Annotated in this window: 14 protein-coding genes and 1 pseudogene; 5 read left to right on the top strand and 10 right to left on the bottom strand. The window is 69.3% G+C overall.

Translation table 11 applies throughout. From position 1 onward, the window contains the following. Positions 1 to 59: 59 nt before the first annotated feature. The 3 genes from AC0VY3_RS02995 (at position 60) to AC0VY3_RS02985 (ending at position 4,557) form a co-directional block, all read left to right on the top strand. Positions 60 to 743, top strand: a complete 684-nt coding sequence (locus AC0VY3_RS02995) for an ABC transporter ATP-binding protein (RefSeq protein WP_475548838.1) — start codon at positions 60 to 62, stop codon at positions 741 to 743. Continuing rightward, positions 743 to 2,911 (top strand): permease, encoded by a 2,169-nt coding sequence (locus tag AC0VY3_RS02990; RefSeq protein WP_475548837.1) that lies wholly within the window; start codon positions 743 to 745, stop codon positions 2,909 to 2,911. Before AC0VY3_RS02995 ends, AC0VY3_RS02990 begins: the two co-directional genes overlap by 1 nt. Positions 2,912 to 3,420: 509 nt before the next feature. Continuing rightward, positions 3,421 to 4,557, top strand: a complete 1,137-nt coding sequence (locus AC0VY3_RS02985; protein WP_103513205.1) for a glycoside hydrolase family 43 protein — start codon at positions 3,421 to 3,423, stop codon at positions 4,555 to 4,557. Positions 4,558 to 4,606: 49 nt separating this feature from the next. Here AC0VY3_RS02985 and AC0VY3_RS02980 read toward each other — a convergent pair whose 3' ends face one another. From AC0VY3_RS02980 to AC0VY3_RS02945, 8 genes are all read right to left on the bottom strand, one after another. After that, entirely contained in the window at positions 4,607 to 4,873 is a 267-nt protein-coding gene (locus AC0VY3_RS02980) for a hypothetical protein (protein ID WP_475548836.1), read from the bottom strand. A 234-nt stretch (positions 4,874 to 5,107) separates the two neighbouring features. Continuing rightward, positions 5,108 to 5,986: an MOSC domain-containing protein gene (locus AC0VY3_RS02975; protein ID WP_475548835.1), complete on the bottom strand. Its 879-nt coding sequence runs from the start codon at positions 5,984 to 5,986 to the stop codon at positions 5,108 to 5,110. A 147-nt stretch (positions 5,987 to 6,133) separates the two neighbouring features. After that, positions 6,134 to 6,607, bottom strand: coding sequence for a hypothetical protein (locus AC0VY3_RS02970; protein WP_475548834.1), 474 nt, complete (start codon positions 6,605 to 6,607; stop codon positions 6,134 to 6,136). 6 nt (positions 6,608 to 6,613) lie between these two features. Next, positions 6,614 to 10,546, bottom strand: a complete 3,933-nt coding sequence (locus AC0VY3_RS02965; RefSeq protein ID WP_475548833.1) for an SGNH/GDSL hydrolase family protein — start codon at positions 10,544 to 10,546, stop codon at positions 6,614 to 6,616. 133 nt (positions 10,547 to 10,679) lie between these two features. Further along, entirely contained in the window at positions 10,680 to 11,204 is a 525-nt protein-coding gene (locus AC0VY3_RS02960; RefSeq protein WP_242742612.1) for a hypothetical protein, read from the bottom strand. Then, positions 11,201 to 12,157 carry a hypothetical protein gene (locus AC0VY3_RS02955; RefSeq protein ID WP_475548832.1) on the bottom strand — a complete coding sequence of 319 codons (957 nt, stop codon included), beginning with the start codon at positions 12,155 to 12,157 and terminating at the stop codon, positions 11,201 to 11,203. Before AC0VY3_RS02955 ends, AC0VY3_RS02960 begins: the two co-directional genes overlap by 4 nt. Before the next feature lie 237 nt (positions 12,158 to 12,394). Continuing rightward, a complete protein-coding gene (locus AC0VY3_RS02950; RefSeq protein ID WP_475548831.1) occupies positions 12,395 to 14,305 on the bottom strand; it encodes an AMP-dependent synthetase/ligase in 1,911 nt (636 codons plus the stop codon). A gap of 84 nt (positions 14,306 to 14,389) precedes the next feature. Beyond that, complete coding sequence (locus tag AC0VY3_RS02945; RefSeq protein WP_475548830.1) at positions 14,390 to 15,685, bottom strand: acetyl-CoA C-acetyltransferase; 1,296 nt, start codon at positions 15,683 to 15,685, stop codon at positions 14,390 to 14,392. A gap of 100 nt (positions 15,686 to 15,785) precedes the next feature. On the opposite strand from AC0VY3_RS02945, the gene AC0VY3_RS02940 reads away from it, so the two are divergent. Together AC0VY3_RS02940 and AC0VY3_RS02935 are read left to right on the top strand one after the other, a co-directional pair. Then, positions 15,786 to 17,108, top strand: coding sequence for a 3-oxoacyl-ACP reductase (locus AC0VY3_RS02940; RefSeq protein WP_103513197.1), 1,323 nt, complete (start codon positions 15,786 to 15,788; stop codon positions 17,106 to 17,108). A 5-nt stretch (positions 17,109 to 17,113) separates the two neighbouring features. Next, positions 17,114 to 17,965, top strand: coding sequence for a MaoC family dehydratase (locus tag AC0VY3_RS02935; RefSeq protein WP_475548829.1), 852 nt, complete (start codon positions 17,114 to 17,116; stop codon positions 17,963 to 17,965). Here the strand turns inward: AC0VY3_RS02935 and AC0VY3_RS02930 are convergent. Next, positions 17,962 to 18,306 (bottom strand): annotated as a pseudogene (locus AC0VY3_RS02930) (DUF2238 domain-containing protein); the annotation flags it as partial. The gene AC0VY3_RS02935 and the pseudogene AC0VY3_RS02930 overlap by 4 nt on opposite strands. A gap of 55 nt (positions 18,307 to 18,361) precedes the next feature. Beyond that, positions 18,362 to 19,006, bottom strand: coding sequence for a TetR/AcrR family transcriptional regulator (locus AC0VY3_RS02925; RefSeq protein ID WP_475548828.1), 645 nt, complete (start codon positions 19,004 to 19,006; stop codon positions 18,362 to 18,364). Positions 19,007 to 19,069: the final 63 nt, after the last annotated feature.

Here is a 19,069-nt window from a genome sequence, read left to right as displayed (position 1 = left end):
CGCGCCGACCCGTCCCGGGCCGGCGCGGTGCCCTCATTTTCCGACAAAGGCAAATTTCTGTGAAGCAAAGTGATTCTCCGGGGCTCCGCATAAGCGGCCTCAGCTATCAGATCGAGGGCAGGACCCTCCTCGACAGCGTGGAGTTGGCCGTGTCTCCCGGTGAATCGGTCGCAGTGACCGGTCCCAGCGGGTCCGGCAAATCGACGCTACTCATGTGCATCCTCGGCCTGATAAAGCCTCAGGCAGGCACCATCAGCGCCGGGGGCAGGGAGATCACCGGGCTCAGGCCCACGCAACTTGCGCAGGTACGGCGGGAGGCCCTGGGCATGGTGTTCCAGTTCGGTGAGCTCCTTCCCGAACTCAGTCCGGTAGAGAACGTCGCTCTGCCGATCCTGCTCGACGGAGGCCGCCATCAGGACGCCTACCGACGCGCGGAGGAACTCCTCGATGAACTCGGAGTCCCCGCCGGTTCCACCCCGACCGGCATGCTCTCCGGCGGCGAACGTCAGCGGACTGCCGTCGCTCGGGCTCTGATCACCGAGCCGGACGTCCTCCTGGCCGACGAGCCCACCGGAGCCTTGGATCCCGACGCCAAGGAGGCAGTCGCCCGGCTGCTGTTCACGACCGCCCGTGAGCGGGGCTGCGCACTGCTGCTGGTCACGCACGACCTGTCGGTGGCTGCTCGGGCCGACCGCCGGCACGAGCTCCTCGGCGGAATCCTGGCCGAAGCAGGAGCCCTCTGATGCGGGAAGGAGCCCGAACCGCGGGAAAGCTGTTCAGGATCGGTCTCGCGGCGGGCCGCTCCACTCCCGGTGACCGTCTGCGCTGGTGGGGGCTGTTCTGCGCCGCAGCCGCGGTCGCCTTCGTCACCATGGCGACCGCGGCCACCGTTGCGACGTATCACGGCCGCGAGACCAGAGCGGATGACAGAGGGCCGGTGATCACTTTCGGCAAGAACGCCAAGCTGCTGTACCGGGAGGGAATCGATTCTGTCGGCTCCAGACCCGTATCCGTCGTGTTCCTCCATCCGCTCACACCCGAGGCTCCTCTTCCTGCCGGTGTGGCCCGCTGGCCGGGTCGGGGCGAGGTCGTGCTCTCTCCCGAGCTTGTCAGGACCGGGGGCGACGAGGGCGTCCTGAACCGGTATGGGCGGTTGGCCGGAACCGTCACCAACGACGGGCTGGTCACTCCCTCGGAGCGGATCGCGTATGTCCGGGTGGCGGACACTCCGCCGAAGGATGATCCCAGGTGGATGGGCGTTTCCGCCTTCGGGAGCGGCGGCGGAGCGACAGGAGAGATGGCCGATCAGCCCTCGGTGGCCTCCCCCGTCCTGGCTCTGTGGGCGCTGACCGGGCTGCCCGCCCTCGCCCTGGCAGTGGTTGCCGCTCGGGTCGGTTCCCGCACCCGTGACCGGCGCAGCAGCCTGTTGCAAGCCCTGGGTGGTACATGGCGGCACCGGATGATCGTCAACGTTGGTGAAGCCGCGATTCCTTCGGCCTTGGGGACGCTCGTCTCCTTCGTCCCGTATGCCGTGGCTTCCGTGTGGGACATCCGCCTTGCGCCCACCGGTTACATCCTCGACCACCGTGACGTGTGGGCGGCATGGCCGACCGCCATGGCGTCGGGTGCTGTATCGCTGTTGATCGTGCTGGGCATCGTGGTGGGTACGCACCGTATTGGCCGGGACGGCAGGTCCACCCGCCCCGCCTCTTTCACCTCCCGTGTCCCCGCGTGGCGCCTGGTCGCCTGCGGTGTCGGCGTCGGGCTGGTCCTGACCAGCCAGTACGTGCCACGCAAGGCCCAGCTCGTCGTGTTCACCTTCGGGACCGTCGTGATGTGGGCCTTTCTTTCCTCGGTCGTGGCGCTCCTCACCCGCCACCTGGGCTCCTGGCTCGCCGCCGATGGGAAGCGCAGGGGACATGCGGGCCGTCTGATCGGCGGGCGGTGGACGCACGCACATCCCGGCGTGATCGTGCGCCTCGCTCTGGCCATGGTGATCGGTATCGGGATCGTCGCTCAGATGCAGGTGTGGACCAGCAGGCTCGGAGTGCATTCACAGGCGGCAGCCGCCACGCACCAACGGATCAAGGACACGGTGATCGAGGTGACCGCCGGCGGCATGAGCGCGTCGGAGACGGACCGGTTCCGCTCACAGCTTCCGGCCGGTTCGATATTGTTGAACCGGACCTTCCACGATCCGGGAGCGTCCCAAGACCCCTGGACGACCATAGGGGGGTCTTGCCGCGATCTACGCAGGCTGCAAGTGGCCTGCGACGGTGACACCAAGGCGGAGACGAAGAGCGGCGCCCCGTCGGCCGAGGTGGAAGAGATGGGCCGCTGGTACGGCGACGTCAGATTCGCAGAAGTCCCCCGCATCAGCGTGAGGCCGGACGGCACGCAGTCCCTCGTTGTCGTGACCCCTACATCGGGGCAACTCGCGGCGGTGAAGCAGGCCGCGTTCACCCTTCCCAATCCCTCGCTGCAGGTCGAGACTCTGGGCGGAAACTGGTTGGGGTCCTCGCGTTCTCACCTCGCGAACTGGATCCAACTGTTCGGCGTCACTGGAATCCTGTTCATTCTCGTGGCCGGTTCGATGAGCGCGGCGGCAGAGTTCGTCCGGGTCCGCCACGCGCTGGCCCCGCTCACCATCCTGACCGGACACCGCCGGGTATTCCGCTCCGTGGCCTCCTGGCACCTGACCGTCCCCTTGCTCATCTCCACCGTGGTCACCGGGGCCGTGACCGCGTGGCATTCGGTCTTCTTCATTGCTCTGGTCCAGGAAGGCTCCGTGTCCTGGACGGTTCTCGGATACGGGATCACCGTGTGTGCCGCGGTTTCCCTGGCGGTCGGGTTCCTCGGCGCGCGAGCGGCAGCCCGGGAGGCCAACCAGTGGCGCCCCGCCGCCGATTGAATGAAACGCAACACGGCCAGTTTTCCGAGACGAGTGAGCGTGCAGGAAACCCGAAGCCGCACGCGTGAGAGCCCCGTGCGACAGCCGCCTCTCAGCGTGTGATGACGGACGGACGCACGGTTCCGGGGCGCTCGTGCTCGACCCTTCTGCCCGAGGGGTGGGGTACCGGCGCACCCAGATCATCAGCAGGGAGCGGTCAGCCGTGTCGGTCATGAGGTGCTGCTTTCGAGCTGAGAGGGGACGCGGGAGCCGCGCGTCTCGTACCCGATACGGATGTCGGTCAGCAGGCCAGTGGCAGACTCCGCTGACGCCTCGGTGGCAGACGGCACAGTGAAGGGTTCGCTCAGCGGCCTTCCTGACGTGTCATCCGCAGAGAAGTGCCCCGGTCATTGACAGGTCCCGCCCCCGGCGGGATTCTGCGAGAGCGCTCTTCTATCGATGTAAATCGTTGCCGTCGTCACCGCCATCAGCGCCGTCACCATCGAGCCCCCCACCCAGGAGCGAGCCCCATGAGCGACCCCACGCGCAAGCCGCTGCACAGACCCAGAAGCCCCTTCCGCCGCTCGTCCGCCCTCGGCGCGCTCGCGCTGGTCGGCGCGCTCGCCGCGACGCTCTTCCTGTCACCACCCGACACCGCCCAAGGCGCGCCGCCCGCCCGCGAGGCAGCCCCGCAGGGGCAGACCAGCCTGCGCGCGGCCGACCCCAGCGTGTTGCGGGTGGGCAGTACGTACGTCGGCGTCCAGTCGACCGGCGGCGGCATCGTCGTACGGCAGGCGTCGTCCACGGACGGGCTGGCCACCGCGCCCGCCCGGCAGGTCTGGGCCGACAGCCGGGGGCGCGGGGAGGTCTGGGCCCCCGAGATCGTGATGGACGGTGGGCGCTACTACATCTACTTCACCGCCGGTGTCGGGGCCGCCCACCGCATGTTCGCCATCAGCTCGGCGTCGCCGGACAGCGGATACGGAACCGAGACCCAACTCGCGCTGCCCGGCGACAAATGGGCCATCGACGGCACCCTCTTCACCTTCGAGGGGCAGCGCTGGTTCGTCTGGTCCGGCTGGGCGGGCGACACCAACGTCGAGCAGAACCTCTACATCGCCCGGATGAGCAGCCCGACCCGGCCCACCGGCGCGCGGTACGTCATCTCGCAGCCGCGCGAGAGCTGGGAGCGGGTGGTCGGCAACCCGTTCATCAACGAGAGCCCCGAGGCCATCAAGGACCCGAACGGGCAACTGCACATCGCGTACTCCGCCAACGGCAGTTGGAGCGAGCAGTACTGCCTGGCCGACCTGCGCCTGCGCAAGGGCGGCGATCCCACGTACGTATGGGACTGGTACAAGTCGAACGGCTGCCTGTTCGGCTCCAACCGGTCGACGATGATGGCGGGTTGGGACCCGACGCTGTACGTGAACGGGCCCGGCCACCACACCTTCGTCCTGCTGCACGGCGACATCGGCACCAGCCCGCCCGCCGGCCCGAAGTTCCCGTCGATGTACCACGCGGTCGCGAAGGGCACCCCGTACTCCTGGGCCAACCGCCACTGGTACACCGGCACGTTCGTCTGGTGGGGCGATACGACGTACTCCCGCGCTAACGTCCCCGGCCCCACGTCCGACAAGGGGTGGAGCCTGAAGTTCTTCGAGTGAGCCCTACGGCCGTCGGCAACGACGACCGAGCCGTGAGTTCGCCGAAAGGTCAGGAACTGGCGACAGGCCTGGGTCGCTGCAGGATCCACCGGTGTACGGGCGGGGTGATGCCGGCACCCACGATGAATCCGATCACTACGCTCTCGCTCGCGTTCGCGATCGCCCCGACAAGCGCGCACAGAACCATGCCGACCACAACCAGGCCCGCGACCTTCGCGGGCGAGGCCTGCCGGTTCAGCCATTTCACGGTCGAGAGGGTGGTGAGATACGCGGTGGATCCGAACGCGGCCCATGCCAGAACGGTCAGGGCATCCATTCCGCAACCTCAGCTTCCTATGGTGCTCCCCCAGGGGCAGAGCGTGGTGATCGATCGAGCAGAATGAACACTAACGATCTTGAGGGGATGATCAAATTCAATTGAGCAATCCCTGAGGGAAGCTGCTCGCGGCTCCCCGGGCCCCGACCGTCAAGCGCGCGCGTCTTCACCGGAACATGCCGACGCGTACGGCGCAGGTAGGGGCGCCGCCCCGCTCGGACGCGGGCAGAGGCGTCAGCTTGCGGCCTCGCCCCACTCCTCTACGGCCACCTCGTCGCCGACCGACAGCTTGCCCGGCCGCACCACGGCGAACTTCGCGCCGAACACCACCCCGCCTGCCGAGAAGCGCCGGTGGCCCGCGAGGGTGCGCAGCGGTTCCGGGCCGCCCCGGGCCCCGGTCTCCTGGTCGACCAGGGTGACCGCGCAGCGCACGGCGAGCTTGGTGTAGCCGAGCTCGGCCGCGCCGATGGTCATGCGGCGGATCCGGTCCTCGGCGTGGGGCTCCGCCGCCCAGCCCTCCCCGTGTTCGCCGTGGGCTCCCTCGGGGCGGCTGTCGACGACGATGTTCGGGCGGAAGCGGTCCATGGCCAGGGGCGGGGCGTCGCGCTCGGCCATCCGCGTGTTCAGGAGGGCGAGGGAGGAGCGGGACAGCAGGTGGACGGCGCTGCTGTCGGCGTAGCCGGAGGTGCCGGGGGTCAGGCCGTCGGTTCTCCGGTCGTGCTCCGGCGGTACGCGGACCAGACGGCTCGGGGTGCCGAGGAATTCCGTGAGCCAGGCGGCGGCGTCCTCGCCCTGGTCGATGCCCTGGTACGTCGCGCCGAACAGGTCGACGTCACGCCGGGGCGCGGAGGTGGTGACGTCGAGGTGCAGCTCGCCATGGCCGCTGTCCGGCTCCGTCGATGCGAGCGTGAGCCTGCTGCCGTCGGCGCCGACGGTGGGCCGGACGAGGGCGAGGCGGGGGTCGCGGCGCTGGGTGCGGTAGACCCCGTCGACGCTGACGACCATGAAACTGCGGTCGTGCGCGAGACCCGCCGGCGTGAGGTGCGTACTGTCCACGGACGTTCCCGCGCAGCCCTTGACGGGATAGGTGATCAGATCGACGACCGTAGCCATGCGGCCTCTCCTTCGCGACGCCCTGCCCGCGGATCTGCTGCCGTCGGGCCCTTACGGCCAGGGTGCCAGGGGGCGCGGACGATGATCGACGGGTTTTTGCGCCAGCCCGCGACGCGCCGTCGATGTCGCCCACGCCTCCTTGTCGGACTATCGGGCCTGTTCGGCCACGTCCCGGCAGGAATCGCCCGCGTCGTGTGCTGTGATCCGGGCGGACTCCTCCCCGGCCCCGAAGTGGATCGTGAAGCAGCGGCGGGTCCTGACGTCCGCCGGGCCGAAGAGGGGCAAGGAACGCTCGTACAGACGGGAGAACTGGACGACCACGCGGGTACCGTCGGCGATGGGCACAACAGCGAAGAGCCGAGCGTTTCCCTTCCCGGCCGAAGAGTCCAGCATTTCCCGGACGTCCGCCCACGCCATGGAACCTGCGGGCGCCCGTTCGGCGACGCGCTCCGTAAACCGTCGCGCATCGGTGCGGGTGGCCTCGAAGGCCGTGCGCTCGCGCTCGTCCTCGCGCCGGTCGCCGATGACGTACGACGCGGTGAGCAGCGCCAGCAGGGCGAGCAGGACCGCCCCGAGGGCCTTGGCCCAGGGGGCGGTCCGTCCTGATCTTTCGGTCGGCATCGCTTCCTAGAGGTTGCTCACCGCACGTCGGAACGCCGCCGCGTAGGCCGACGTACCCGTGCTGTTGGGGTGGAAACTCTCACGGCTGACACACCAGTTCTGGGCGTTCCAGCAGTCGAAGTCCCCGTCCCCCTGCGGAGCCTTCACTATCTTGTTGATGCCTTCGGTGCTGTCACAAGCCCGTTTGCCCTCGAAGTCGATGTCGGGCGATTCGAAGCTGACGGGCAGCTTGGCGGCTTCGAGGTCCGTGATCAGCTGAGTGTGCCGCGCCGTCATGTAGTCCGCCAAGGAGTTGATCCGGCTCATTCCGACACCACCGACGCCACTGACGCAGGTGATCGCGCTCGCGTTGAAGAGGCGCGGGTATCCGAGCAGCACGATCTTGGCGTTCTTGGCGCTGCCGTGAATCTGCCTCAGGACCTCCTCGACTTCGGACATCGCATCGTCGATGTCACTCTTCACATCGTCCTCGGGCGGGCATCCCGTGGTCGCGCACTCTGTCATCACCTGAGGGAAGCCCGCGTCGTTGCCACCGATGGTCAGCGCCACGAGCGTGGTGTCGTCGCTGAGGACACCGGAGTCGATCTGCGACTTCTCACGGAACTTCCCGTCCATGTCCCAACGGGGATTGCCGTTGTCGTCCACAGGATCGCCGGCGGTGACCTGCCAGGCGCGGGCGCCGGAGCAGGAGATGTTCTGGAGATCGAGGGCAGCGGAGTAGCTGTCGGTCAGCTGGCCCACGGTGGAGGAGTATCCGGGAAGAGTCGCCTTGCGCGCCCAGGAGTTCTTGCTGCGCCGGCATCCGTTCCAGCGCTCCGTGTCGTAGTCCTTGTTGCTCTCGGGCGAGTAGGCCTCAGCTCCTTCGCCCGAGCTGTAGGAATCCCCCAGAACCGCCACGATCTGCTGAGGTTTCGCGCCCAGCGGCTGGAAGGCGACCGCGTCCCACGCCACGTCCTCGTCGCCCGTCCCGTCGTCCGTCTGGCTGGTCAGGCGGACCCTGGGCTTGCCACTGACCTTGTACACCCCCAAGGTCACCCAGGCATTGGACCCATGCTCCTGGCCGATGTACCGGTGCCTGGAGAAGACTCCGTTTCCTGTGTCGATCTCGTAGCGGGCCTGCTGGGTGTGGGCGCCGTGGTCCGGAACGTGGACCATGATGCGGACCCATTGGTCGAGCGTGCTTCCGAGGGTCCAGGTCCCGGTCGTCTTGAGTCGGGCCCCGTCCGAAGTGCTCGCGGGGCGGGTGTGGGTGAACCAGAAGTGGTCGCCGTAACCGGCACCGATCTGGTGCAGGTCGATCTTCCCTGGATAGGTGCCGTTCCAGTCGGCGAAGGAGAACGCGAAGGTACCGTCGGACGAGGCCGGGCCGCAGGTGTGCCCCGTCTGTCCGGCAGGTCTGACGCCGTTGGGCACGTCGTCGACCACGAGCGTGCCCGCAGGCAGGCCGGCGTCGCAGCGTGGCGGGTACGAGGAGTTCTCGTTCGGCTGTTCCGGGTAGTCGGAGTTGTTGAACCGATGGATGGCGTAGCCGCACTGGGCCGCTGCGCAGGACTTCCATTCCACCGATTTGTGCCACCAGCACTTCAGATAGAGGGGGTCGGACTCATTGGGGTCTCCCGGCAGTGTGCACGGGCCGTTCCCCGTCTGATTCGACGATCCTTCATTGATCTTGGAGTTGTCGCAGTCGTTCGACTCGTCGCAGAACAGCGCGATGGGAGGCTTGGCGCTGGTGCGGTACTGGTTGCTGTTCCACCAAGCAGGTCGGTAGCCGGCCTGCATGTCACCGGGTTTGAACATGGCCGAGATCGGCCTCGCGGCCCAGCCGATCACCTTCTCCTGATACGGCCAGTGCTGCGGGTTCGCGGCATGGCTGTAGTCGTCGGCGCCGCTGGCGTTCTCCAGGAAAGGAGTGCGGTTCTCCTTCCACAGCGGGTTCGCCGGGTTGTTGGTCCAGCCGACGCCCCACTTCCCCCCGTTGCTTCCGGCGGCGGCCTTGGGGTAATAGCCGGCGTTGTACGCCCACAGCGCGAAGAACCAGTTCTCGATGTGCTTCGGCTTGCCGTCGTTGACGGTCAGGCCGTCCTTGCGGGTGTCGTTCCACTTGGACGCGAGAATGTCGGCGCCGTACGCGATGTTGGCCGTGTAGTCGAGTGCGGCGGCTTCCTTCTGGTCTGCCGTCAGGCTCGTCTCGGACTTACGCATTCCGTCGGTGACCTGCGTGATGCCGTAACCACAGTCCACCTTGGACCAGTTGATGGCCCACGGGTCGTTCTGCGTTCCGTCAGAGGCGTATTTGATGCCGTAGTAGTTCCCGATGAGCGGGTTCCCCGTCAAGCCGGGTACGACCGTGCGGGTCGCCTGCCACATGTTCGACTCTTGCGCGGTGATGCCGAGCAGGATCTGCGAGGGGATGTGCCACTCGTCCTCCCGGTCGGTGTATCCGTTGGGGTCGCCGGCCAGCACACGCAGGGGGAAGCGGGTCTGGGGCGTGTAGGGACTCATTCCGGTGCCGTTCCAGTTCGCGGGCCGGTTGACCCACATGTACAGCCCGTCGATGACCGCCTGGTTCACCGCCCATTCGACCTGCCTCGGCGTCGGCTGTAGAGCTTGCTTGGTGAGGCTGCCACGCGGTAGGGAGCAGGCGCGTTCGTCCTCGACCGGGTCGGTGGGTGACGCCGCCGCAGCGCCGTAGCGGCTCTTTCCTCCGCCCGCGGAACCGGACTTCAGGGCGGGTGAGACCGTCTTCCCCGTTCCGAGGTGAGCGGCGGAAACCGGTACGGCGCCCGGCTTCGTGCCGAGACGGGCTGTTCGCCCGGTGGCGAGACTGTGGACATCGGCTTCGACGGGCCGTGCGTCGAGAGCCGACTGCCCCTGCGCCGGTTCGTCTGCGTCCTGCCAGTGGGACGTGACCAGGGCCTGCCCACGTGTCGAGGCGGTCGCCTCCTTCGCGACACCGGGATTGCGCACCACATCCGGCAGGGAACGCGTTGTCTCCGCCTCACCGGTGATGAAGACCGTGCCGTCGGCGGACGCCGTCACATCGACCTTCGTCAGGTCGCCCGCCGCCAGCGTGGAGACCTTGCCGTCCACGACCCGCTTGACCCGACTGCGGTCCTTGCCCACGTTGTCCAGGAAGACCAAGCCGTCGGCGCGGTCGACACGCAGTTGGAACGGCACTCCCGATGTGGCGGCCAGCTCCGTGCGTGAGCCGCGCCGGTCGATGCTCACCACGCGATAACCGTCGGCCGCAGCGATACCGCCGCGGTACGGGACCGCGGAGGTCACCTGACCGTCGACGGTGAGCGGATCGGCGGCCTTGGCGGCACGGGCGTCGACCGTGACCAGCCTCGTGGTGCGCTCGGGACTGGAGTCGTCGGTGAACTGGGAGACCACAGCCTCCTCGCCTCGGCCGCAGCCGGGCGAGAAGTAGGCAAGGGAGGACTGCACCGCGAGCTTCTTGACCTCGCCGGTGACAAGATCGATGACGGCGGTGAAGGCGCCCCGGGTCATCAACTCCGGTTTGTTGGTGAAGGTACGTGGCGCGTAGACGGCTACAGCACGCTTGCCGGAGGCGGTGACACAGGCATTGCCGATCCACGCGTCCGCTTCGAAGCCGGGTTCCGACAGCGATGCCGCCGTCTTCCACGCGTAGCCGTCGGACTTGTCCGCGATCAGGATATGGAAGCCCTCGGCATCGGAACTGGTGCTCCAGGCCAGGTCGGAGGAGTCCTTCCAATCCTTTCCGAGCAGGTCCGCGCGTTGCGCAGGTGGCACCTCGGTGGCGTTGGCCGTCGCGCCGGTACTGCCCTCCTGCCGTGTATCAGCGGGCGTCGGTCCGGCGGCTTCGGCCACCGCGGCGACCTGTACGAGTCCGGCAAGGAGCGCAGTCGCGGTGAACCCCGCGAACAAGCCGCGCGCAGAACGAATCGGTCTGGGCATTTCCACCCATCTACCCTTTCTCTGAACTTTTCTGGCAGGCAAAGCCCGCCCCGGTGAAGCGGAACGCCGGGGCGGCCGGCAAGGGGAGGGAGAAGGCTGCGTGTTCCGGCGCACGGGCCGGGTCGCGCCACTCCTAGTAGCGGTCGTGCGAGGCGTTGTTGTTCTTCAGGGTGGAAACAAGGTTGTCCGACGGCCAGTAGTCGCCGCAGTTCGGCAGGAAGGCCTGGCTCGGCCCTCCGTAACCCGAGTACACATAAACGCGATACGTGGCGGAGCACTCGCCGTTCGACGCCGAAGCAGCGTTGTTCTTCACACCCTTGCCGTCCCCGTCGTTGGACAGAACACAGGTTGCCGCTGTCCCGGATATCTGTCCCGGTCGGAAGACGTACCTGACCAGTACCGCCCCGTTCGGTGAATAGCCGTAGTAGTCAGGGATGTCCTTGTTTGCCACGAAACAAGGACTGCCGGAGTACCAGGTCTGCGCGCCTCTGCTGTTGTAGTGGACAGCGAAGCAGTATCTGTTGCCCGACGAGGTGCATGCATCCGACTCGTACGACGTCGGGGTGGCGGCCGTCGCGGGAGAGGACGAGAGAAGAAGCAGCGACCCCAGGGCACTGACCGCGGTGGCGAGCGCGACGAACGTGTTGCTGCGTCTCATCGCTGGGCCGCCGTCTCGTATGCCTGCCGGACTCTGGAGGCGTTCCTGTCCTTGAGTGCTTTCTCCCTCGCCAGCACCGGCGATCCGCGTTTGATCGCCTCTTGCTGCCGGCCCCGTTCCTCCGCGCTCCAGATGTCCACCAGCCGGGTCTCTTCCTTGCATGCGACATCGGCGACGGCCTGAGCGATCTCCTCGTCACCGGCAGTTGCGGACGACATCTGGATGCCGGCGGCGCCAAGGTCCTCAAGAGGGTGGCTCCGGTCGAACCCCGCCTTCTTCATGCAGGCCGACCAAGCTCCCACCGCGGCGGCGACGACGTCGCCGTTCTTCGACTGCTCGAACACGGCGGTGTCGAGAGCATCGGCCTCGGGCGTCCGAGGTGCGGGGAACATGGCCGCGGTCTCACCGCGGCAGCCGCCGTCGGGCAGCGCCTCACCATCGTGTGTGCCATCGGCGATCTCCGGTCCCGAGCCGGTGAAGAGTGCGGTCTCGATTCCCGGCTCGGGCTCCCAATGTGGGGGTTCGGGAACGTCGTCGGGCAGGTGGTAGCCGTATTTCTTCGCCTGCTCCATGCTCGAAATGCCGTAGCGGCGTCCCATGACCGCGTTCGCCTGCGCTTCGACCATTGCTTCCGCCACCGGCGGAGGACCGAAATCGTCGACGCCGAAGCGTGCCATGCACGACCGCCACTGCTGCTGCACCGCCACCTGCCACGCGTACGCCTCGACCGGTGTGGTCCGGTACTGCTCCAGCGGCAGCCTCAGCCCTTTGGCCAGGCCTTCGGTCGGGGCAGTCGGCAGTTCGGCCAGGGCGCTTCGTACGGGTTGCGCGCCACGAGCGCCGGACTCCGACGACGAGTCGCCACGGCCGGCGGATACGGATGAGGCATCACCCGCTTGCTGCGTACCGCATCCGACAAGCAGTGTCACCAGCGCGGCCGCCGTGGCCGCCATGCGCCTCTCGGGTCTCACCATCTCAAGACGTCTTCCCCCGCTTTTCACAGAGTCCCGACCGCTGAGGGGGGCGACACCGGTGGCACCCCCCGCGCTGACCGGCTTGACGATTGGCGAGCGTATACATGACAAGGAGATTGATCTAGACCAATTCGAGACGGCGGCCGCGGTGTCTCATAACCGCCCTTCGGGCCTGGCGCCGGGATACATCCGACAGCCCGGTGCCAGGCCCGGCCCTCACCCCTTCCGGTACAACTCCTCGATCTCCCCCGAGAAGTCCCGCGCGATCGCGTCCCGTTTCAGCTTCAGCGACGGCGTCAAGTGGCCCTTCTCCTCGGTGAAGTCCACCGGCAGGACCGCGAACTTGCGGATCGACTCCGCACGGGACACCAGGCGGTTCGCCTCGTCCACCGCCTTCTGGAGTGAGGTGCGCAGGTCCTCGTCGTGGATCAGGTCGCGCATCGGGATGTCCTGCTTCTTGGTCATCTGACGCCAGTGCTGGAGGCCGTCCGGCTCCAGGGTGATCAGGGCGGTGATGAACGAGCGGTTGTCGCCGACGACCATGCACTGGCTGACCAGGGGGTGGGCGCGGAGCCAGTCCTCCAGGGGGGCCGGGGTGACGTTCTTGCCGCCCGACGTGATGATGATGTCCTTCTTGCGGCCCGTGATCGTCAGGTAGCCGTCCTCGTCCAGCGCGCCCAGGTCGCCCGTCGGGAACCAGTCGTCCGCCAGCAGCGCCGGGGTCACCTCCGCCCGCTCCCCGTCCCAGTAGCCCCGGAACACCTGGCCGCCCTTCAGCAGCACCTCGCCGTCGTCCGCGATGCGCACCGAGGTCCCGGGCAGGGGCCAACCCACCGTGCCCAGGCGGGGTTTGAGGGGCGGGGTCACCGTGTGGGCGGCTGTCGTCTCGGTCAGGCCGTAGCCCTCGAAGATGCCGATGCCCGCGCCCTCGTAGAACGCGGCGAGCCGGCGGCCCAGCGGGGAGCCGCCGCAGATCACGTACCGGACCTTGCCGCCCAGCGCCGCCCGGATACGGCGGTAGACCAGGGGATCGTAGAGAGCTCGGGCCGCCCGCAGGCCCAGGCCGGGGCCCGGGCCCGTACCGTGTTCGGCCGCCTCGACCGCCTTGCCGTAGCGCTGGGCCATGCGGGCCGCACGGTCGAACGACGAGGCGCGGCCCATCTTCTCCGCCGTCGCCCGGCCCGTGTTGTAGACCTTCTCCAGGACGTACGGGATGGCCAGGAGGAAGGTGGGGCGGAAGCCCGCCAGGTCGGCCAGGAGGTCGTCCGTCTGGATGGAGGGGGCGTGGCCCAGCCGGACCCTCGCCCGCATGCAGCCGATCGCCACCATCCGGCCGAACACGTGCGAGAGGGGGAGGAAGAGGAGCGTGGACGCCGGGTCCTTCGAGACCGACTTGAAGACCGGGTGGAGGAGTTCGATCGCGTTGTCGACCTCGGCGAAGAAGTTGCCGTGGGTCAGGACACAGCCCTTCGGGCGGCCCGTGGTGCCCGAGGTGTAGATGAGGGTGGCCGGGCTGTGCGGTTCCAGGGTGGCCCGGCGGGCCGCGACCGCCGCGTCCGGGATGTCCTTGCCGAGCGACTTGAGGTGACCGATCGCCCCCGTGTCGAACTGCCACAGATGCGCCAGGTCGCCCAGTTGCCTGCGCTCCTGGCTGATCAGGCGGCCCTGCTCCTTCGTCTCCACCGCGCACGCCACCGCACCCGAGTTCTGGAGGATCCAGCGGGCCTGGAAGGCGGAGGAGGTGGGGTAGATGGGGACCGTCACCAGGCCGGCCGCCCAGGACGCGAAGTCCAGCAGCGTCCACTCGTACGTCGTCCGGGCCATGATCGCGACCCGGTCCCCCGCCCGCAGCCCCTCCGCCATCAGGCCCTTCGCGACCGCCACCACCTCGGCGGCGAACTCGGCGGCGCTCACGTCCTGCCACGTGCCCTCGGCGTCCTTGCGGCTGAGGACCAGGTCACCCGGTGCCTCCCGGGCGTTGTCGAACGGGATCTCGGCCAGCGAGCCGCGCTCCACGGGCGGCGCGAACTTCGGTACGGAGACCTCCTGGACCCTGCCGTCCGGGCCGCGCTTCTTCGTCGGTTCGATCAGGACAGGTCGCGATACGGCGGAAGATGGCGTTGACACGTGCGGCTCCTCGGTTCGGGGGTCGGGCGGGTCGGTTCGCCGGGTCGTCCGTCCGGCAGGGTGGAGAGGAAGGGAACAACTGCGCTACGGGCGCTCCAGGATCGCCGTCACCCCCTGCCCGCCCGCCGCGCAGATCGAGATCAGACCCCGGCCCGGGCCCTCCCGCTCCGCCAGCAGCTTCGCCAGGGTCGCCACGATCCGGGCTCCCGTCGCGGCGAAGGGGTGGCCGGTGGCGAGGGAGGAACCGGCCACGTTCAGGCGGGTCCGGTCCACCGGGGCCAGGCCCTGCTTCTCCCAGGCGGCGAGAGTGGCCAGCACCTGGGAGGCGAACGCCTCGTGGATCTCGTACAGGTCGAAGTCCTCGATGCCGAGCCCGGCCCGCTCCAGCAGGCGCGGCACCGCGTACGCCGGGGCCATGAGGAGGCCGTCGTCGCCGTCGACGTAGTCGACCGCGCCCGTCTCGTACAGGGAGAGGTAGGCGAGTGGTTCGAGGCCCCGTTCCTCGGCCCATTCCTCGCTCGCCAGCAGGACCGTCGCCGCCCCGTCCGTCAGCGGCGTCGAATTGCCTGCCGTCATGGTGGGGTTGGGGTCGGTCGTGCCGAACACCGGCTTCAGGCGGGCCAGTTTCTCGGCCGTCGAGTCAGGGCGCAGGTTCTGGTCGCGGTCCAGGCCGCGGAACGGGACCACCAGGTCGTCCAGGAAGCCCCGTTCGTACGCGGCGGCCAGGCGTTGGTGGCTCGTCGCGGCCAGCTGGTCCTGGTCCTCGCGGGTCACCGCCCAGCGGCGGGCGGTGACGGCGGCGTGCTCGCCCATCGACAGGCCGGTGCGGGGTTCGGCGTTGCGCGGGATGTCCGGGACGAGGTGGCGGGGGCGTACCGCGCACAGGGCCTTGAGGCGGGCGCCCGCCGTCTTCGCGCGGCGGGCGGCGAGCAGGATGCGGCGCAGGTCGTCGTTGACGCCGAGCGGTGCGTCGCTGGTGGTGTCGGAGCCGCCCGCGATCGCCGAGTCGGCGGACCCGAGCGCGATCTGGTTCGCGGCGGCGATGACCGCCTGGAGGCCGGTGCCGCAGGCCTGCTGGATGTCGTAGGCGGGGGTGCGCGGGTCCAGCGCCGAGCCCAGGACGGTCTCGCGGGCCAGGTTGAAGTCCCGGCTGTGCTTGAGGACCGCGCCCGCGACGAACGCCCCGGCCCGGTCACCGGCCAGACCGTACCGCTCCACCAGACCGTCCAGCGCGGCCGTCAGCAGATCCTGGTTGGAGGCGGTCGCGTACGGGCCGTCGGAGCGGGCGAACGGGGTGCGGCTGCCGCCGATGACCGCCACGCGGCGCGACTGCGGCAGAGCGAGCGGAACGAACGGGTCCTGGCGCGTCATCGTGACCATCTCGTCTCGGTCGGTCCGGGATTGTGCATCTCGACCAGCTCCTGACTCTTGAGTAACCTTACTCAAGAGTAAATCTACGACCGAGCAGGGAGTCAGGACAATGGCCGATCGCTATCTGCACCTCACCGGCACAGCACCCGGCCGCTTCCTCACCCGCAGGCTCGGCCTGCCGCAGCCCGCCCCGCTGCGCCGCTGGACCCTGGAGACGCCGAGCCTGGACGGGCCGCTGCTGCACCTGACCGCCGGGGCCTCGTCGGTCACGGACGGGCTGGCGAAGGTGCTGGCGGCGACCGGGCTGACGGTCGGGACACGGTCCGCGCGGCCCGCCGGGATCGTGCTGGACGCCACCGCGGTCGCCTCCGCCCAGGGCCTCGCCGAGGTGCACGCGGCCCTCCATCCTGTTGTACGGTCGCTCGCTCCCGGTGGCCGGATCGTCGTTCTCGGCACGCCCCCGTCCTCCGAGGACCACCATCAGGCCGCTGCCCAGCAGGCGTTGGAGGGTTTCGTCCGGTCGCTGGGCAAGGAGATCGGGCGCGGTTCCACCGCGCAGCTCGTACGGATTGCGGCCGACGCCGAACCGGCGGCCGCCGAGTCCACCCTCCGCTTCCTCCTCTCCCCCCGGTCCGCCTACGTCAGCGGCCAGGTGATCGAGCTGACGGCCGCCGCACCGGACCCCGTCGCCGACCGGGACGCACCGCTCGCCGGGCGCACCGCCCTGGTCACCGGAGCGGCCCGGGGCATCGGCGCGTCCGTAGCCTCGGTGCTGGCCCGTGACGGGGCGCAGGTCATCGTGCTGGACGTCCCCCAGGCCCAGGACGATCTCGTACGCACCGCCGACCGGCTCGGGGCCACCGCGCTGCCGCTGGACATCACCGCACCCGACGCCGCGGCCCGCATCGCCGCCGCCGCACCGGACGGGCTCGACGTCCTCGTCCACAACGCGGGCATCACCCGCGACCGCCGCCTCGCCAACATGCCGGCCGACCGCTGGGCCCAGGTCATCGACGTCAACCTCGACAGCGTGCTCCGCACCACCGACGAACTGCTCACCTCGGGCACGCTGAACCGGGGCGGCCGGATCGTCGCCACCGCCTCCATCGCGGGCATCGCCGGCAACAACGGCCAGACCAACTACGCGGCCAGCAAGGCGGGCGTCATCGGCCTCGTCCGCTCGCTCGGCCCGCGCGCCGCCGCCGAGCACGGTGTCACGGTCAACGCGGTGGCCCCCGGGTTCATCGAGACGAAGATGACCGCCGCCGTGCCGTTCTTCATCCGTGAGGCGGGTCGCCGGATGAACTCCCTTGCCCAGGGCGGTCTTCCGGCCGATGTCGCCGAGGCCGTCGCCTGGTTCGCGCAGCCCGACTCCACCGCCGTCAACGGCCAGGTGCTGCGCGTCTGCGGCCAGAGCCTGCTGGGGGCGTGAGACCGATGACCTCACTCAGCGCCTCGCTCGTGCGCGGGGCCCTCTCCTCACCGTTCAAGCGGGCCGGACGCCCGGACGCCGCCCTGCCCCCGGGCCGCCTCACCCGCCCGGCCGCACCCGTCGCGCCCGGGCCCCTCGCCGGGTACGCCAGGATCTGCGGGTTCGCCGATTCCGGCCCGCTGCCGGTCACGTACCCGCACGTCCTGGCCTTCCCGCTCACCATGCGGCTGATGACCGGGCGCACCTTCCCGCTGCCGGTGCTCGGGCTCGTCCACACCTGGATCGAGATCACCCCGCACCGGGCGTCGCGGCCCGATGAGCCGCTCGAACTGACCGTGTACGCCGATGGATTGACGCCGCACCGGCGGGGCACCGAGGTCACGATGGTGACCGAGGCGCGGGTGGCCGGCGAGCTGGTGTGGGAGTCCCGCAGTGGCTATCTGTCCCGGCACCGGCAGCCTGCGGGTGACACCCCGCCGCCACCGCACGCACCCCCGGCCGCCGAGGAGCTGCCCGCCGTCACCGAATGGCGGCTGCCCGGCGATCTCGGGCGGCGGTACGGAGCCATTTCCGGCGACCGCAACCCGATCCACCTGCACCCGCTGACCGCCCGGCTGTTCGGCTTCCCCCGAGCCATCGCCCACGGCATGTGGACGGTCGCCCGCTGCCTCGCCGAGGTTGGACATGCCGCCGAACTCTGTTCCATGCGGGCCGAGTTCAAGGCCCCTGTGCTGCTGCCCGCGACCGTGACGTACGCCGCCGACCCCGCCGGGAACGCCTTCGCCCTGCGGGGTGCCGAGGGGCGCGTGCACCTCGTGGGGGCGGTGACGCGTCCGGCCCAGGACGACACCGCCTAGGAACGTGCCGGCGTGTGCAGGCCCTTACGGGTGAGGGAGCGGTCGTGGACCCGGCTCAGGAACAGCAGGGCGCAGACGGCACCGATCAGGGCGCAGAACATGTCCCACTGGGTGTCCCACACGTCGCCCTGGGTTCCCAGGAACGCGTCCGCGGCCTCGCCGCCGGTGACGGCCGCCAGCCATTCCAGCATCTCGAAGACGGCGCTGAAGGCCAGGCAGGCGCAGACGGTGAGCAGCGGGAGCCAGCGGCTGCCGCGCAGAGGTGAGGTGCGAACGAGCAGTTCGCGCACCAGGATCGCCGGGACGAAGCCCTGCACGAGGTGGCCGAAGCGGTCAGCGGGCTCGTAGACCGGTGCTCCTTGAGTACACGTACTCAACCGACCCCTGATGACGTGCCTATGACATCGGGGGCGTCCAGGGCTTGGCGTGCATCAGGTTCTCCAGGCCCGCCCACGCGAAGTTCATCAGGGTCGCCGCGGCCTCCTTCGCCGAGATGTCGGGGGTGTCGTTGGCCCAGCCCGCCAGCGACTCCGCGGCTCCCACCAGGGCCTGGGCGAGGCCCGCCACGTCGCGGTCCGCGAGGGCGGGGTCGCTGTGGGCCTCGCGGGCGGCGGCTCCGATCAGGCCCGTCACGAACGCGACGATCTCGTCCCGCATGGAGCCGACCTCGCTGACGAACGGCTCCCCGTGCGAACGCGCCTGGCGGTGCAGGACCGACCAGCCGTCCGGGTTCTCGGCGGTGTGGACGAAGAACGCCCTTAGCCCCGACCACAGTTGGCGGTCGGCGGGCAGACCCGGCTCGACCCCGGCGCGTACCGCCTCCAGCAGGGCCGCCGCCTCCCGGCGGATACAGGCGGAGAACAGCTCTTCCTTGGAATTCAGGTACAGGTAGACCAACGGCTTGGAGACGCCCGCCAGCTCCGCGATCTCGTCCATCGAGGCCGCCCGGTAGCCGCGCTGCCCGAAGGTCCGCACCGCGGCGTCCATCATCTGCTTCTCGCGCACCGCGCGCGGCATCCGCTTGCTCTTCACTGCACCCACGTCCGGCTTCCTCCCCGCCCCCATTGCCCCGCTCCCCGTCCACACTACGGCGGCGGGCAGCCC

It is taken from the genome of Streptomyces sp. iso_384, assembly GCF_056172905.1.
The sequence above is the reverse complement of the archived record's forward strand: the minus strand, read 5'-3'. Positions and strand labels throughout refer to the sequence as shown.

What these genes read in the sequence shown, in the direction of transcription:
- AC0VY3_RS02975 (WP_475548835.1), bottom strand. Translation starts at nt 5,986, where the DNA reads ATGGCTACGGTCGTCGATCTGATCACCTATCCCGTCAAGGGCTGCGCG.
- AC0VY3_RS02965 (WP_475548833.1), bottom strand. Translation starts at nt 10,546, where the DNA reads ATGCCCAGACCGATTCGTTCTGCGCGCGGCTTGTTCGCGGGGTTCACC.
- AC0VY3_RS02980 (WP_475548836.1), bottom strand. Translation starts at nt 4,873, where the DNA reads ATGGATGCCCTGACCGTTCTGGCATGGGCCGCGTTCGGATCCACCGCG.
- AC0VY3_RS02970 (WP_475548834.1), bottom strand. Translation starts at nt 6,607, where the DNA reads ATGCCGACCGAAAGATCAGGACGGACCGCCCCCTGGGCCAAGGCCCTC.
- AC0VY3_RS02945 (WP_475548830.1), bottom strand. Translation starts at nt 15,685, where the DNA reads ATGGTCACGATGACGCGCCAGGACCCGTTCGTTCCGCTCGCTCTGCCG.
- AC0VY3_RS02960 (WP_242742612.1), bottom strand. Translation starts at nt 11,204, where the DNA reads ATGAGACGCAGCAACACGTTCGTCGCGCTCGCCACCGCGGTCAGTGCC.
- AC0VY3_RS02935 (WP_475548829.1), top strand. Translation starts at nt 17,114, where the DNA reads ATGACCTCACTCAGCGCCTCGCTCGTGCGCGGGGCCCTCTCCTCACCG.
- AC0VY3_RS02985 (WP_103513205.1), top strand. Translation starts at nt 3,421, where the DNA reads ATGAGCGACCCCACGCGCAAGCCGCTGCACAGACCCAGAAGCCCCTTC.
- AC0VY3_RS02955 (WP_475548832.1), bottom strand. Translation starts at nt 12,157, where the DNA reads ATGGCGGCCACGGCGGCCGCGCTGGTGACACTGCTTGTCGGATGCGGT.
- AC0VY3_RS02990 (WP_475548837.1), top strand. Translation starts at nt 743, where the DNA reads ATGCGGGAAGGAGCCCGAACCGCGGGAAAGCTGTTCAGGATCGGTCTC.
- AC0VY3_RS02940 (WP_103513197.1), top strand. Translation starts at nt 15,786, where the DNA reads ATGGCCGATCGCTATCTGCACCTCACCGGCACAGCACCCGGCCGCTTC.